Genomic DNA, 13,320 nt, shown 5'->3' on the forward strand with positions numbered 1-13,320 from the left:
TTTAAAATGCCCCCCAGCTGACAATGTTCACAAAAGGAACACTCACTCTTAGCTGATTTGTCGCGTTTTTAAAGACCGCGACCGTATCAAACAATTGCACGACAACCACGTTTTGAAGTACATCTCCATTGACCAAATGAACACGCGGCACTGGAATGCCAAGCTCAAGCCATGGACGAAGTAATTCTTTGATGTCTGACACATTCTCTTCCTCACTTTCTTCTAAAAGGCGAAGAAGAAGTAAAATCAAGATGACTTCAAGCACTCCTTCCGACTCTAGTAATTCTTCGTTCCAACCATCTAATAATTGTTCAAATTCCATTCATAATCCCTCTCTCTTCACATTTAATCTTTACTAGAGTATGAGCGCCACTTCATTTAGCCTCAGCATTTGAAAACATTTTTAAAAATGTGTGAAGTGATTAATTGAAAAAAAGAATCAGGAATCAGCGTTCTGCTTATGCCAAAAAAAATGAACGGCATATACATAGGGGTGAGTTTGAATTGATGAAGAAAGGATGGGGAAAAAATGAGCGACAAGCGTGCTGAATTAAAAAAAGAACTATTGAAAGTGTTTTTCAAACCAATTACTCATGCATTAACAGCTAATCTCGAAGAAGGAGGAGTTCAAGTGGAAGAGAAATTGAACGATTTACTAAGTGAAGTGGCAGCTGAGGCATCACCTTCAGATTCTGCTACAACACTCGATGTATCTCAGCCAGCAAGATGGATCTTTGCAAGACTTGCACCAGGAACAGTCATTAGTATTGTCACTGACTCAGGAGATTTAATTGGACCAGTTCAATTTGTATCATTCGATGCTTCAACAGGTGTTGTATTTGTTACACAAGAAAGCTCTGTCACACCTACCGGCTCAGCAACGACTCTTTTAGATGTAGATAAAGTTGAAAGTGTTACATTCACATCTTAATGTGAGAGGGTCATCATGAAGCTTCTTTATATCAGTTCTGGCTACGGCGGAATCTATCACATGTTTGATCAATGGGTAGAAGAAAGCTTCATTGATTCCCCCTTTTCATGTGTAAAGATTGATAGAGAATCTCTACCCACTAACATGCACAAAATCCGGACATTTTCTCCGGATTTTGTTTTGATGATGATCGGTGATCATGTTCCGAAAGATGTACTTCATCAATTCAAACAAGAAAAAATCCCGATCGTTCTGTGGATGACAGAAGATCCCTTTTATGCAGATGTATCAGCTGCTTGCGCACGTGATGCTCAGCTTATCTTAACGATTGATGAAGGGATTTTGCCATTTTACAAACAATTAGGCGCCGAAAATACACACTACTTTCCCATTCCGACAAATACACGTGTTTTTCAGAAAAATGAATCGCCAGATGAGATGTGCACGTTTGACATTGCACTCATTGGCTACCCTTATCCCAACCGCATTAAGGCCATCGATACACTCTTAAAGCAAAACAAATGGCGTATTCTCGTTGCAGGTAAGGAATGGCACCGTCACTTAAATAAATCACGGAGACATTATCGTGATTTCACCCTTATAACGAATTGGCTGAGTCCTCAGCAAATGGCGGACATCTATCAGCAGACAGCGATTGTCCTGAATCCGCATAGGCCGTCTCAATTTGTATATAACAAAAATAAAGCCATGATTCAAAATATGAGCCTCAATAACAGAGCATTTGACATTGCTGCAACTGGAAGTTTTCAATTGATGGATCTACATCCGCCGCCTACTTTTTCAAGCTTTGCTTTTTACAAAGATGAGGACGATTTGATCAAACAGGTGGATTACTATGGGTCAAATGCAGGTGAAAGAAAGGCGGCCGCACTGAACAACTACGAGCAAGCCGTTCGCTGGAATACATTTGATACGATGCCGCAAAGGCTTTATGAAATCGTAAAAAGCGCCCTATAACTGGGCGCTTTTTCTTGTTGAAGGTCAGCTTATGCATGATCTTCTGCATCTCGGCGAGCCAATAAGACGTGCTCTGCCTTTTTCCGGTCCGCCTCCTGTTTCACCACAAGCGACCGCGTGTGATCCATCATATATGCTCCGACAGATCCTTCTAAAAAGGAATGAATGCATTCTTTGACATAATGAGCATGAAAAGCATATACCGCACCATTTAGCCGGCCATACGTATATGGCTGCTCATGTTTTGGCATGAAAAAGTAATGATTGTCCTTATATAAAGTAGCTTCATTGTTTTCATGCAGTGTCCAAGTTTCATTTGGGTTTTCTAACGCCTCTGTAAAAGATGCGGTGCAGTCATATCCCCCCTCCACTAAAAGCTGCAAGCACTTCTCGATATCTGCCGTCTGTCTTAGAGGAGACGATGGCTGCAGATATAGCACAATATCAAAGGTTTTCCCCTCCCGCTCTAAATAAGCAAGCGCATGCTTCACAGCTAACAGCGACGGCGTTTGTTCTGTTACATGTGTACTTGGCAGTTCAATCACATTTGCTCCGTAGTGAGATGAAATGATTTGCGTATTGACATCCTCTGAGGAGACGATGACTTCATCTAACTCAATCATTTGCAAAAGCGGCTGAATGGTCCAATAGATAAGCGGCCGCTCTGCCAATATGCGTATATGTTCATCATGCTGGCCGTCGGTACTTCTAAATGCAGGTATCATGGCTAAAATACGATTTCCCCTATACATGTCTTCTCTTCTCCCCTCGCGCACAGCTCCCTTACAATTTTCTTCTCTGACCGAGCTGATCGCAGTACTGAAGTATTCAGGTCTCTCGTTTTTCTAGTTAATCTCTTATCTCTCCATATTCTATTAAGACGGTAAGCAGATGGTTATAATTTGTTCACCTAATTTATACATGAAGTGGTTCTTTTCCTCAAACGAATGCCGCTCTTTCACATATGATGCAAAGTAGAGAAATGAGAGTTGGGGGATTAGATATGTCCAATCAGATAGAAACGACTTTGAAGACCTTTTTTCGTGACAAGACGATATTAGTTACAGGCGGTACAGGATCCATCGGCCGGCAAATCGTGAATAAATTAACAAGCTGCTCTCCAAAAAAGGTAATCGTCTTCAGTAAAGATGACAGCAAACAATACATGATGAAAAATGAATACGCAGATCATCCAGAGGTCGTATTCGCTTTAGGAGATGTCCGGGATGCAAGCCGCGTGAGACAGCTCGTCAAAGGTGTGGATATCATTTTTCATGCAGCGGCCTTAAAACAAGTACCCACTTGTGAAGATAATCCGTTCGAAGCCGTTCAAACGAATATCATCGGCGGGCAGCACGTCATTGAAGCCGCCCTCGAACATGAAGTGAGTCATGTTGTCAACATTTCAACTGACAAAGCGGTTTCTCCGACTAATGCCATGGGTGCAACAAAATTGATTTCAGAAAAACTATTTTCCCAAGCAAACGAAAGTATTCCGAATCAAAAAACCAAGTTTTGCTCTGTACGCTTTGGCAATGTGCTTGGATCTAGAGGTTCCGTCATTCCGATCATGCTCCAGCAGCTATTAAATGAAAAACCTTTGACCGTGACTGATCCTCATATGACACGTTTTTTTATGTCCATTGAAGAAGCTGTTTCCCTCACACTTCAAGCAGCAATCATGATGAAAGGCGGCGAAACCTTCATTCTCAAGATGGAGTCCTTACAGCTTGCCGATCTCTTAAAAGCATTTCATGAATATGCCGCCCAAATCAATGCTAAATCTCCAGATATTCTCGTTGTCGGAAAAAGACCTGGCGAGAAGCTTCACGAGGAGCTCACATTCCCGCACGAAGCAGATGCACTCTTTGAACATGAACAATTTTATGCCATTTTACCGAGGCCACATTTACACCCTTCCTTTCAAAAAGTCGATTTAACGAATTACACATCAAAAGAAGCACCGCTCATTACAAAAGAAAAGCTGTTCCACATCATCGAACAATTACATCATACACATCATAAAAAATAAAAAATCGTCACACGGAAGCAAATGCTTTCCATGTGACGATTTTTAAATGGATCAATCAAATAGATGTTTCAAATCCCCGTAACCTTCTTTTTCAAGATCATCCTTTGGGATAAACTTCAAAGCGGCTGAGTTAATACAATACCGAAGACCGTTTGGCCCTGGTCCATCAGGAAAAACATGGCCAAGATGAGAATCAGCTGTTTTGCTGCGAACCTCTGTCCGTACCATTCCATGACTCGTATCAACCTTCTCTGCTACTTCTTCCTCTTCAAGCGGTTTTGTAAAACTTGGCCAGCCGCAGTGGGCATCAAACTTATCTAAAGAAGAAAACAGCGGCTTTCCTGAAATGATATCCACATAAATACCTTCTTCTTTATGATCCCAAAATTCATTTTGAAATGGCGGCTCTGTGCCATTATTTTGCGTGACTTCATACTGCATGCGGTTTAATTCTTTTATACGCTTTTCTTTTTCATTTGCCATTATTTATCACTCCAATGAGACTCAATAAAACCGGCTCTGCCCGAACCGACATGATATCGTTCGTAGTGCATTTTGTTTTTCTTATAATAGTGCTGATGATATTCCTCTGCTGGATAAAAAGGACCTGCATCTAAAATTTCTGTCACGATTGGCTTTTTGAAAATCCCGCTTTGGCTCAGCTGCTCTTTCGATGCTTCTGCTAGCTTTCGCTGCTCGTCATGATGAACATAAATACCAGTACGGTAAGATTCTCCTCTATCACCAAATTGCCCGCCATCGTCTGTTGGGTCTATTTGCTGCCAATACAGTTCTAGTAGCTTCTCATACGGGAACACGTCAGGATTAAACGTAATTTGAACCGCTTCTCTATGTCCCGTTGTATTTGTACATACTTCCTCATAGGTCGGATTCACTGTATGTCCGCCAGTATACCCTGATTCAACTTTGATAATGCCCGGCTGTTCATCAAAAGGTTTAACCATACACCAGAAGCAGCCTCCTGCAAATGTGGCTAATTCTTGTTTTTCAGACATATTAGTGCCCCCTTCATTTAAAAAATGGTATCATCATATTATAACATGATAAAAAATAATGAAAATGATACGACTTGTATACCTAAAATAAAAGAAAGCATTCTGTCGTATCTTTAAAATATAATGGGGGTTTAATGATTGGAACAAAGAAAACAAATGATGTACGAAATGGACACTTTACTGAGAACCGTATTTAAGCAGATCCGTTATGAAATTAACAGCCTGCTCGAAAACGAATTATCTCGGAATGAATTTCTTATTTTAAATCTGCTCCGTGAGCAAGGTGCAAAAAAAGTAACGGAATTCGCTTCCATTCTTGGAGTGTCAGCAAGTCATATTACCGCTGTGACTGACACACTCGTAGAAAAAGGCTGGATCACCCGTATTCGTTCAAAAGAGGACCGCCGCATCATCAAAATCCACTTAACCGATAAGGGTAAGGAAATTACTGAGCATTTTGAGAAAAAGAAAACAGAATACTTTATGGAGCGATTTGAGTCATTTGATGACGAAGAACTCAAAACGATGATCAAATTATTTAAAAAGCTGGATAAAAGTCAAAAGGATTAAGCATAGATTTTAGCGCTTAGGACATGCTACGGATAAAAAGAGGTGGAATGAACCATGACAAGCCCTTATCTTTGTCCAAACTGTAAAACAAACAGAACGCGCTTTAATCTCATTGAGCAGCTTTCAGAACCTGTCAAGCTAGATCCAGCGACAGGAGCAGTTGTTGAAAGATACGAAGGAGAGCAGCTGTCTCCTTTTCACATGAGCTATCAAGGTCCTCAAATGAAGGTCCAGTGCGGCGTTTGCGGTTTAATTGAGGATGAAAAAACGTTTATTAAACTAGCTGAATATCATCAATATTCTTCTCCTTCTTAACATGCCGGCCTGACGTATTCCGTCAGGCTTTTTTCTTTGCTTCTTTTGCCTATACAGATCGTCTTTTTCATGCATACGCTACAAAAAACACCATTGTATGAGAAAGAAGGGATTGATGACATGCAGCAGCTCTTTTATCATGACTTTCCATATCGGCCATTCACTGCCGCCTATGAGCATCTTCAAAGCAGCCCTTCATCAAAAGCCTTTATTCGATTATTTCACGCTGCACCAGATCTCAGTGAGCTCGCTGTTTATGTGAACCGGAAGCAGCTGATGAAAACAATGCCTTACAGCCATTTGACCGCTTACATGGAGTGGGATGAGGGAATGTATGAAATAGAAGTGTTCAAACTGGCTACAAATGAAAAAATTCTTCATTCTCGCATTCAATTTAAGAGCGGCCAGGTCTATACACTCTGTATCACAGGTGCTCGTGCAGGCTTTGCACTGCTGACTGAGCAGCAGACTACTTTGATCAAACAAGAAGACCTGTCAGCACTTACATTTGTACAGCTGTCTCCGGACCTTCCTTCTATAGATATATATGAACGAGACCAAGGGATCATATCTAAGGAGCTTGATTATGTAAACAGTACCCACATTCATCATTTCTCCCCGAATAAATATCATTTTGAATTGAAAGCCGCCGGCACTCAAAGTGTACTGCTTGATATCCCCAAAGTTCATTTGCAAACAAAGCGCGCATACCTGATTCTGCTTCATGGATTTGCTAACGGAGAGCCAGAACTTATGGCGAAGGTCGTCTTGTCTCGGCAAATATAAAAAAGAGCCTTTCCCAATGGAAAAGGCTCCTTACGAGACATCTTCAGCTTTTTCTTGCTTTTGAAAATCAAAAGTAAGAATCATCGTGCCTAGAAATAATGCACAGTAGGCAATATTTAAGTAAAACTGATCGATATTCTCTGCTTTTAAAGCATTGGCAGCTGTTATGCCAAAGTACGCAGCAAATAAAAACGACAGTAAACTAAAATATTGATAGACTCGCTTCATGATTTCACTCCTGACTCACACGTTCTATTGCTTTGGATGATAATATGAGAATTCAATTTCATCGTTCTGTAGATCAATTTTGTTCGCTTTGACATACATATCATTCGTCAGCGGCATTTCAGAAAGGCGCACTTCAACCGTTTTTTGATCTGGTTTTACATGAACGAATTCTGGCAGCTCATAGAACTGACCCATGTAGCTTAAAACAAAACTAATTGGAATGCTCAATTGTCCAATTGAAAAGTCATCCACTTTCAAAAGCACATCACCATTATCTTCAACAGTTGGCGTAAATGAGACGTTTGCATCAATCGTTGAAGAGAAAGCTTTAATTGCGCCTGTTACTTTCACATCTTGATCGATCGCTACATGAAAGTCTGGCATATCATTTGATCCTTGATTTTTCAAATAATCATTCACAAAGCTGGTGAGCGATTCTTTTGAGCTGGATATATTAAAAGCATATTCGCTTTTCACTTTTTTGGTTGAAGCGGATTGACCGCCTGGCAGCAGCATTAAAATACCGCAGGCAATCACAATCAATAGATTGATTGCAAGTAAAATAAAAAATAAGCTTTTCCATTTTTTCATCTATTTCACCCTATTCCTTCGGCAGTCCTTCTTTTTTCACTTCGGAGAATAAACGATTTGCCATAAGAGAGTACCCCTTTTGGTTTGGGTGGAAATCATCATCTGCCAGTAATTTTTCATCAGAACCTTCTTCAAATAAATCTGCTACGTTGATCATATCCGCATTGCCGTCTTTTTTGAGTTCCTTTTTGGCAGCGGCATTCCAGTCTTTGACGACTTCATCAATATCTCGCAGCTCAGACAAACTGAACTTAAAAGGATTGTACATGCTGACATACATAATTTTCGCATGGCCATTCTGTTCTCTCAGTTGAGCAAGAATGGTTTTAAAGCGCTCCTCAAAAGGACCCTGCTCTTTTTTAAAAGGAGCAAACGTCAAATTAAGCACATTTTGACGGACAACATGCATGAGATCATTCCCGCCGATTGTAAAGAAAATATAATCAGCGTCTTTCAGTCCGTCCTGCACCTTTTTTTCTTTTAATCTTTTTAACAAATCTACTGTTCTACTGCCTTTAATGGCATAGTTTTTTAATGTGACAGATTGCACGCCGTCGACCGCTTCTATCTTGTCACGGGTCATGCCTGCATAGCCTTTTTTATCTTGATCTCCGATTCCTTCTGTTAAGGAATCTCCAACCGCTGCGATGGTAATATGTTCTTTTACGTTTTGTGTGTCTTCTAGTTTATCCTTTATGCCAGCCTCTTGCGCAGAACATGCAGAAAGAACAAATGCTAGAGACATCACAATCAAAATCAAACGAGCCTTCAAACGATGATGTCCCTCCTTTTTCTGATTAAAAAAGTGTATCATGTTTTCGCCCATTTGAACATCCTTATGCTAGCTTCGGTTCAGCGTTTTGATGTCCTTGATGATGTCATCATAAGGTGTGTTTTGCACGCCATCATAATTTTTCATCACTTTCCCTTCTTGATTAACAAGGAAAAACAGGGACTGATGAATCACTTGGTCTTCATCTTCAGGTTTTTTGACAATGGTCTTAAAGCTCTTCATTGCGAATTTTTCGATTTCTGACTGTGAATACCCCGTGAGAAAATCCCAATTTTTAAAGGACAATGGATAGGCTTTTGCAAATTCTTTTAGCTTTTTCGGTGAATCGACCTCTGGGTCCACACTAAAGGAAATGATATGCGCATCCAATTTTTCTTCTTTTATTCGTTTTTGCAGCTCTGTCATATGAGCGGTCATCGGCGGACAGATCGTTTCACAGCTTGTGAAAATAAAATCTGCTACCCATACTTTCCCCTTCAAATCTTCCAATGACACCTTTTGACCATCTTGGTTTTCAAACTCAAACGGCTCTATTTGATAATTTAACGCATCTTTGATTTGTCCATTTGAACATGAGACTAAAAGAAGCACGCTTATGATCATAAGCGCACCAAGTGAGGCTCCCCTTTTTCTATCCATGATATGCCCATCCCCTTTTTCCATCAATCGGTATAAAAAGTAAAGCCTATTGCGCCCTTTCCGGTATGACACGAAATAATCGGTGTTGTGTAGGCGATGTCAATCAGTGCTTCAGGTGTATGATCAAGCAGCGCTTTTTTTAGCTTTTCAGCGAGTTCTAATGCATCTGCATGTGCGATCCCAATGGCTTGAACTGTTTTTCCCTTCACCGCCTGTACATACTGTTTTGTCAGATGACGGACAAGCGCAGAATAGCTTCTCACATTCGCTTCTGGCGTATATACCCCGTCTGTTAAGCTGGCAATTGGTTTGATGTGAAGTAGTGAGCCGATCAGCGCCTTTCCTCTTCCAATTCTGCCGCCTTTGACGAGATTTTCTAATGTATCGATTGTGACATATAGCTTTGTTTGAAGACGGATTTTATCTAATTCTGTGATAATGTCTTCACGGCTTGCACCCTTTTTGGCTAGTTCTGCTGCTTTGATGACTTGAAATCCTAATCCATAGGAAATAAAATTCGAATCAATCACCGTGATGTTTCCATCTACCATTTTCGAAGCGCTTTCAGCAGTTTGAACAGTACCACTCATCCCACCAGTTAAATGGATACTGATCACTTCACTTCCATCTGCCGTCAGCTTTTCATATAATTCGACGAATTGACCGATCGCAGGTTGAGACGTTTTCGGCAGTTCCTCAGCGGCCTCCATTTTTTCAATAAATTCATCTGGCTGTATATTCACTCGGTCAATATAATCAACTCCAGAAATGGAGATATTGAGCGGAATCACGTGAATGGAAAGATCATTGATTTTCTCTTGCGGAAGGTCCACAGTTGAATCTGTTACAATTTTAATTTGTTTCACTATCGTCTCATCCTTGCTGTCTTAGTCTTTACTTATGATATTACCTTATTTCCTGCACACTTGAAAACAACTGACCTAACGTTTTTGAAATTGTCACAATTTCTTCTTGTCACGAAAAAAATCCTTGCCAAACTGAGCGGCAGCCATTTCAAAATGGCTGCTTCCTCCTTTTGACAAAGATTCCTGCTTACGCATTGTGTTTCAGTGTAGGCTCCTGATAGATCTGTTCATATGTGCTCCACTTGACGTTACGTTTCACATCCTCTCTGAAAGAGTACACAGCTCTCTTTCCTTTAGATACATAGACTTTTTTCAAGAAAGCTTCAAGTCTAAAGGTGAGCATGAAACGATACGTCTCATCCCCCTTTAGAACAGGGACTTCTGTTACCTTGATCTGAGCTCCATCCATCCGTCTAAAACATATTGTTTTGAGCAGCACAAACGATCAATCCTCTTTTCCAATTATCTGTTAAGCCTAAATAAATAGGTGGAATAAATCTTGATCTTTATTCACTTCAACATAGTGGAAGCCTTTTTTGTCCATCCGCTCAATCAGCGCGGCATAGTCATCTCTTTCTTTCAATTCGATGCCGACAAGCGCAGGGCCTTTGCTTCGGTTATTCTTTTTCGTATATTCAAAGCGTGAGATATCGTCATTTGGTCCTAACACTTCATCTAAAAATTCTCGAAGTGCTCCTGCTCTTTGCGGAAAATTGACAATAAAGTAATGTTGAAGCCCTTCATAGATCATTGAGCGTTCTTTGATTTCCTGCATTCTGCCGATGTCATTATTTCCTCCACTGACAATGCAGACAACATTTTTGCCTTTAATCTCCTCGCGATGGGCATCTAATGCTGCGATTGGCAATGCGCCTGCCGGTTCTGCTACAATCGCACATTGATTATACAGCTCCAAAATTGTTGTACATACTTTCCCTTCTGGTACTAGACTGATTTTATCGACAACAGACTGAAGCGATGTAAACGTCTTTTCGCCAATCCGCTGAACCGCTGCTCCGTCTACAAACTTATCAATCGAATCAAGTGTCACAACCTCGCCCTTCTCATGTGACGCATGCAGTGAAGCTGCGCCAAGCGGTTCGACTGCAATGATTTCGGTTTCTGGTGAGATATTTTTGATATATGTACCAACACCAGATAACAGACCTCCACCTCCGACACTTGCAAATAAAAAGTGAGGCTCCACTTCGATATCATTTAATATTTCGACAGCAGTCGTTCCTTGTCCTGCCATCACATCCAAATCATCAAACGGATGGATAAATTCGCGCTTTTCTTCATCTCCGCATTTTACGGCTTCATGATATGAATCATCAAACGTATCTCCGGTTAAAATAATTTCAACATATTCTTTTCCGAACAGCTCCACTTGGGATACTTTTTGCCTTGGCGTCGTAGCAGGCATAAAGATTTTCCCGTGGATGCCTAAATATTTACAAGAATAGGCAACACCCTGTGCGTGATTTCCAGCACTTGCACAGACAATGCCATTTTCTAGTTTATCTTTTGGAAGCTGGCTCATTTTATTAAAAGCGCCTCTTAATTTAAAGGAACGAACTACTTGAAGATCCTCTCTTTTTAAGTAGACATTACATTCATATCGTTCAGAAAGTCGCTCATTTTTTTGAAGTGGTGTATGAATGACTACATCCTTCAAATTTTGATGGGCTTTTAAGATGTCTTTCACTTGAATTAGCGTATTTTCTTTGAGCAACGGTTTCATGTACAAGATCCTTTCTCTTTAACCTTATTTAATTTGTCATTATAACATGAATATTCAAAAAATAAACCAATAGATCACGGATCCATCATAAATTTTATAAAATTTCTCGTTTTCCTGTACATTTGTTTTAATTGGGTGTTACAATTGAACCAATTAGAACCACAAAGAAAGGAACCACCTCATGGCCACACAATCGTTCACGTCTATATATGGAGATCATCAAGACATCAAGCATGCCATTCATCTGGCAAAACAATTTTCGAAAAACGAACAACCAGTCTTAATAACAGGAGGCACCGGCACAGGCAAAACACTATTTGCCCAAGAAATGGCGAACGCATCTATTCCACACGCAGCACTGACACACATGTATTGCCCCATCTTGAATGAAGAAATCTTACAGAAAGCCTTCACAGAAAAAAACAATCAAATTCTTTATTTAGATGAGGTCGCCGCATTAAGTATTCCTATGCAGCACAAGGTCATTCACTTTCTAGAAACCTCACCTGCAACAAAAGTAATCGCTTCTTCGTCTTTATCAATAGAGGCACTTAGGGTTTCTTCAACCTTTTTACCCGAGCTGTTTTATCGTTTGAATGTTCTTCATTTGGCCCTTCCGGCTTTAGCTGAACGAAAAACAGACATTCCTGTGTTAACAAATGCTTTCTTTCAAGAGCTGAACATGGCTCCTGACATTGATCCAAGTGTTTGGGAAGCCTTGCAGCAGTATCCATTTGAAGGAAATGTGCAAGAGCTCAAAAATATCGTTCATTACGCTGCGTCCATACTCGAGGGTCACACGGTATTTTTACATCATTTACCTCCCTTTGTGTTAGCACCTCTTCCCTCAGCCGTAAAAGGTAAAAAGGAAGAACACCAGCTCACACTAATGGAAAAACAAGAGTTTGTTTTCTTGCTGGAAGCCATTAAATCTCTCAATGAAAAAGGAGAAGCAGCCAGCAGACGCATCTTGTCTGAACTAAGCAAGCAAGGAGACATTCCGCTCACCCCTCAGCAGGTGAGAAACCGCTTAGATGATCTTGAGAAAAAAGCATACGTGACGAAAGGAAAAGGCAGGGCCGGAACGAAGATTACACTTGAAGGTCTTTCATTCCTGAAGTCACTTGATGGTTATATACCGGTTCAATAAAAGGAGGACATCCATTGTTTACTGTAAAAGAAGAAATTGCAAACGCCATTACACATGGCATTGGTGTTATTTTATCCATACCAGCTATTGTGTTTCTCGTCTTATTCGCTGTTCAATACGGCACAGTCACAGATATTATCAGCTTTTCGATATTTGGCGCATCCATGCTGCTGCTCTATTTAAGTTCAACCTTGCTTCATAGCATTCGGCACAAAAAAACAAAAGATATTTTTGAAATCCTCGACCACTCGGCTATTTATGTATTGATTGCTGGTACATATACACCCTTTTTACTTGGACCACTAAAAGGTGCACTCGGCTATACGCTCCTTGCGATTGTATGGGCGCTTGCTGCTGGTGGGATTGTCTTTAAAATCTTTTTCGTCAAACGCTTTATAATCGTATCTACCCTCGTCTATTTATTAATGGGCTGGATGATTATCATTGCCATCAAACCGCTTTATATCCAATTAACAGGTGCAGGATTTGGACTCTTACTGTTAGGCGGCATATTATATTCAGTCGGAACCATCTTTTATATTTGGCGGAAAATCCCCTATCACCATGCGATTTGGCACAGCTTTGTTCTCGGCGGCAGTGCATCGATGTTCTTCTGTATTTTATTCTATTGCGTAAACATTCCTGCTGCATGAAAAAAACCAGCATCCACTATTCGGATGC

The 13,320-nt window shown here is 40.5% G+C and carries 19 protein-coding genes; 8 read left to right on the forward strand and 11 right to left on the reverse strand.

Annotation, left to right across the window (positions count from 1 at the left end; translation table 11 throughout):
- Position 1: 1 nt before the first annotated feature.
- Positions 2 to 322, reverse strand: coding sequence for a spore maturation protein CgeC (gene cgeC, locus OIT90_RS05680; protein ID WP_041085753.1), 321 nt, complete (start codon positions 320 to 322; stop codon positions 2 to 4).
- 207 nt (positions 323 to 529) lie between these two features.
- Between cgeC and OIT90_RS05685 the strand changes: the two genes are divergently transcribed.
- Positions 530 to 931, forward strand: a complete 402-nt coding sequence (locus OIT90_RS05685) for a hypothetical protein (protein ID WP_268465529.1) — start codon at positions 530 to 532, stop codon at positions 929 to 931.
- A gap of 15 nt (positions 932 to 946) precedes the next feature.
- Complete coding sequence (locus tag OIT90_RS05690; protein ID WP_474892354.1) at positions 947 to 1,909, forward strand: CgeB family protein; 963 nt, start codon at positions 947 to 949, stop codon at positions 1,907 to 1,909.
- Between the two features lie 29 nt (positions 1,910 to 1,938).
- Here the strand turns inward: OIT90_RS05690 and OIT90_RS05695 are convergent, their stop codons facing one another.
- Positions 1,939 to 2,661, reverse strand: a complete 723-nt coding sequence (locus OIT90_RS05695) for an acylneuraminate cytidylyltransferase family protein (RefSeq protein WP_099663393.1) — start codon at positions 2,659 to 2,661, stop codon at positions 1,939 to 1,941.
- 251 nt (positions 2,662 to 2,912) lie between these two features.
- On the opposite strand from OIT90_RS05695, the gene OIT90_RS05700 reads away from it, so the two are divergent.
- Positions 2,913 to 3,941, forward strand: coding sequence for an SDR family NAD(P)-dependent oxidoreductase (locus OIT90_RS05700; protein WP_212043028.1), 1,029 nt, complete (start codon positions 2,913 to 2,915; stop codon positions 3,939 to 3,941).
- 51 nt (positions 3,942 to 3,992) lie between these two features.
- On the opposite strand, the gene msrB is transcribed toward OIT90_RS05700, so the two are convergent.
- Together msrB and msrA are read right to left on the reverse strand one after the other, a co-directional pair.
- A complete protein-coding gene (gene msrB, locus OIT90_RS05705) occupies positions 3,993 to 4,424 on the reverse strand; it encodes a peptide-methionine (R)-S-oxide reductase MsrB (RefSeq protein ID WP_024422719.1) in 432 nt (143 codons plus the stop codon).
- Entirely contained in the window at positions 4,424 to 4,957 is a 534-nt protein-coding gene (msrA, locus tag OIT90_RS05710) for a peptide-methionine (S)-S-oxide reductase MsrA (protein ID WP_064497488.1), read from the reverse strand. Before msrA ends, msrB begins: the two co-directional genes overlap by 1 nt.
- A gap of 138 nt (positions 4,958 to 5,095) precedes the next feature.
- Here msrA and OIT90_RS05715 point away from each other — a divergent pair, with 138 nt between their 5' ends.
- The 3 genes from OIT90_RS05715 to OIT90_RS05725 all read left to right on the forward strand — a co-directional run bounded on the left by OIT90_RS05715 (position 5,096) and on the right by OIT90_RS05725 (position 6,628).
- On the forward strand, positions 5,096 to 5,527 hold the full coding sequence (locus OIT90_RS05715; RefSeq protein WP_007500780.1) for a MarR family transcriptional regulator: 432 nt from the start codon (positions 5,096 to 5,098) through the stop codon (positions 5,525 to 5,527).
- A gap of 54 nt (positions 5,528 to 5,581) precedes the next feature.
- A complete protein-coding gene (locus tag OIT90_RS05720) occupies positions 5,582 to 5,842 on the forward strand; it encodes a hypothetical protein (RefSeq protein ID WP_060697097.1) in 261 nt (86 codons plus the stop codon).
- Positions 5,843 to 5,962: 120 nt separating this feature from the next.
- The gene (locus tag OIT90_RS05725; protein ID WP_474892498.1) at positions 5,963 to 6,628 is read left to right on the forward strand and encodes a DUF4397 domain-containing protein; all 666 of its coding nucleotides are present in this window, start codon (positions 5,963 to 5,965) and stop codon (positions 6,626 to 6,628) included.
- Between the two features lie 30 nt (positions 6,629 to 6,658).
- On the opposite strand, the gene ypmT is transcribed toward OIT90_RS05725, so the two are convergent.
- From ypmT to ilvA, 7 genes are all read right to left on the reverse strand, one after another.
- Positions 6,659 to 6,856 (reverse strand): protein YpmT, encoded by a 198-nt coding sequence (gene ypmT / locus OIT90_RS05730; RefSeq protein WP_064497491.1) that lies wholly within the window; start codon positions 6,854 to 6,856, stop codon positions 6,659 to 6,661.
- A gap of 24 nt (positions 6,857 to 6,880) precedes the next feature.
- Complete coding sequence (locus OIT90_RS05735) at positions 6,881 to 7,447, reverse strand: YpmS family protein (protein ID WP_064497492.1); 567 nt, start codon at positions 7,445 to 7,447, stop codon at positions 6,881 to 6,883.
- A gap of 10 nt (positions 7,448 to 7,457) precedes the next feature.
- Positions 7,458 to 8,219 (reverse strand): SGNH/GDSL hydrolase family protein, encoded by a 762-nt coding sequence (locus OIT90_RS05740; protein WP_058838922.1) that lies wholly within the window; start codon positions 8,217 to 8,219, stop codon positions 7,458 to 7,460.
- A 69-nt stretch (positions 8,220 to 8,288) separates the two neighbouring features.
- Entirely contained in the window at positions 8,289 to 8,879 is a 591-nt protein-coding gene (locus OIT90_RS05745) for an SCO family protein (protein WP_058838899.1), read from the reverse strand.
- A gap of 23 nt (positions 8,880 to 8,902) precedes the next feature.
- A complete protein-coding gene (locus OIT90_RS05750) occupies positions 8,903 to 9,745 on the reverse strand; it encodes a DegV family protein (protein WP_024428148.1) in 843 nt (280 codons plus the stop codon).
- Positions 9,746 to 9,932: 187 nt separating this feature from the next.
- A complete protein-coding gene (locus OIT90_RS05755; RefSeq protein ID WP_024422728.1) occupies positions 9,933 to 10,184 on the reverse strand; it encodes a YpmP family protein in 252 nt (83 codons plus the stop codon).
- A 36-nt stretch (positions 10,185 to 10,220) separates the two neighbouring features.
- Positions 10,221 to 11,489: a threonine ammonia-lyase IlvA gene (gene ilvA, locus OIT90_RS05760; RefSeq protein ID WP_025093104.1), complete on the reverse strand. Its 1,269-nt coding sequence runs from the start codon at positions 11,487 to 11,489 to the stop codon at positions 10,221 to 10,223.
- 181 nt (positions 11,490 to 11,670) lie between these two features.
- On the opposite strand from ilvA, the gene OIT90_RS05765 reads away from it, so the two are divergent.
- Both OIT90_RS05765 and trhA read left to right on the forward strand, forming a co-directional pair.
- Positions 11,671 to 12,639 (forward strand): sigma 54-interacting transcriptional regulator, encoded by a 969-nt coding sequence (locus tag OIT90_RS05765; RefSeq protein ID WP_474892355.1) that lies wholly within the window; start codon positions 11,671 to 11,673, stop codon positions 12,637 to 12,639.
- A gap of 14 nt (positions 12,640 to 12,653) precedes the next feature.
- Positions 12,654 to 13,292, forward strand: coding sequence for a PAQR family membrane homeostasis protein TrhA (gene trhA, locus OIT90_RS05770; RefSeq protein ID WP_024428144.1), 639 nt, complete (start codon positions 12,654 to 12,656; stop codon positions 13,290 to 13,292).
- Positions 13,293 to 13,320: the final 28 nt, after the last annotated feature.

Source organism: Bacillus sp. ABR (genome assembly GCF_056172715.1).

Bases quoted from the DNA above. Each gene is read 5' to 3' on its own strand.
- cgeC (WP_041085753.1), bottom strand. From the start codon at position 322: ATGGAATTTGAACAATTATTAGATGGTTGGAACGAAGAATTACTAGAG.
- OIT90_RS05685 (WP_268465529.1), top strand. From the start codon at position 530: ATGAGCGACAAGCGTGCTGAATTAAAAAAAGAACTATTGAAAGTGTTT.
- OIT90_RS05690 (WP_474892354.1), top strand. From the start codon at position 947: ATGAAGCTTCTTTATATCAGTTCTGGCTACGGCGGAATCTATCACATG.
- OIT90_RS05695 (WP_099663393.1), bottom strand. From the start codon at position 2,661: ATGTATAGGGGAAATCGTATTTTAGCCATGATACCTGCATTTAGAAGT.
- OIT90_RS05700 (WP_212043028.1), top strand. From the start codon at position 2,913: ATGTCCAATCAGATAGAAACGACTTTGAAGACCTTTTTTCGTGACAAG.
- msrB (WP_024422719.1), bottom strand. From the start codon at position 4,424: ATGGCAAATGAAAAAGAAAAGCGTATAAAAGAATTAAACCGCATGCAG.
- msrA (WP_064497488.1), bottom strand. From the start codon at position 4,957: ATGTCTGAAAAACAAGAATTAGCCACATTTGCAGGAGGCTGCTTCTGG.
- OIT90_RS05720 (WP_060697097.1), top strand. From the start codon at position 5,582: ATGACAAGCCCTTATCTTTGTCCAAACTGTAAAACAAACAGAACGCGC.
- OIT90_RS05725 (WP_474892498.1), top strand. From the start codon at position 5,963: ATGCAGCAGCTCTTTTATCATGACTTTCCATATCGGCCATTCACTGCC.
- ypmT (WP_064497491.1), bottom strand. From the start codon at position 6,856: ATGAAGCGAGTCTATCAATATTTTAGTTTACTGTCGTTTTTATTTGCT.
- OIT90_RS05735 (WP_064497492.1), bottom strand. From the start codon at position 7,447: ATGAAAAAATGGAAAAGCTTATTTTTTATTTTACTTGCAATCAATCTA.
- OIT90_RS05745 (WP_058838899.1), bottom strand. From the start codon at position 8,879: ATGGATAGAAAAAGGGGAGCCTCACTTGGTGCGCTTATGATCATAAGC.
- ilvA (WP_025093104.1), bottom strand. From the start codon at position 11,489: ATGAAACCGTTGCTCAAAGAAAATACGCTAATTCAAGTGAAAGACATC.
- OIT90_RS05765 (WP_474892355.1), top strand. From the start codon at position 11,671: ATGGCCACACAATCGTTCACGTCTATATATGGAGATCATCAAGACATC.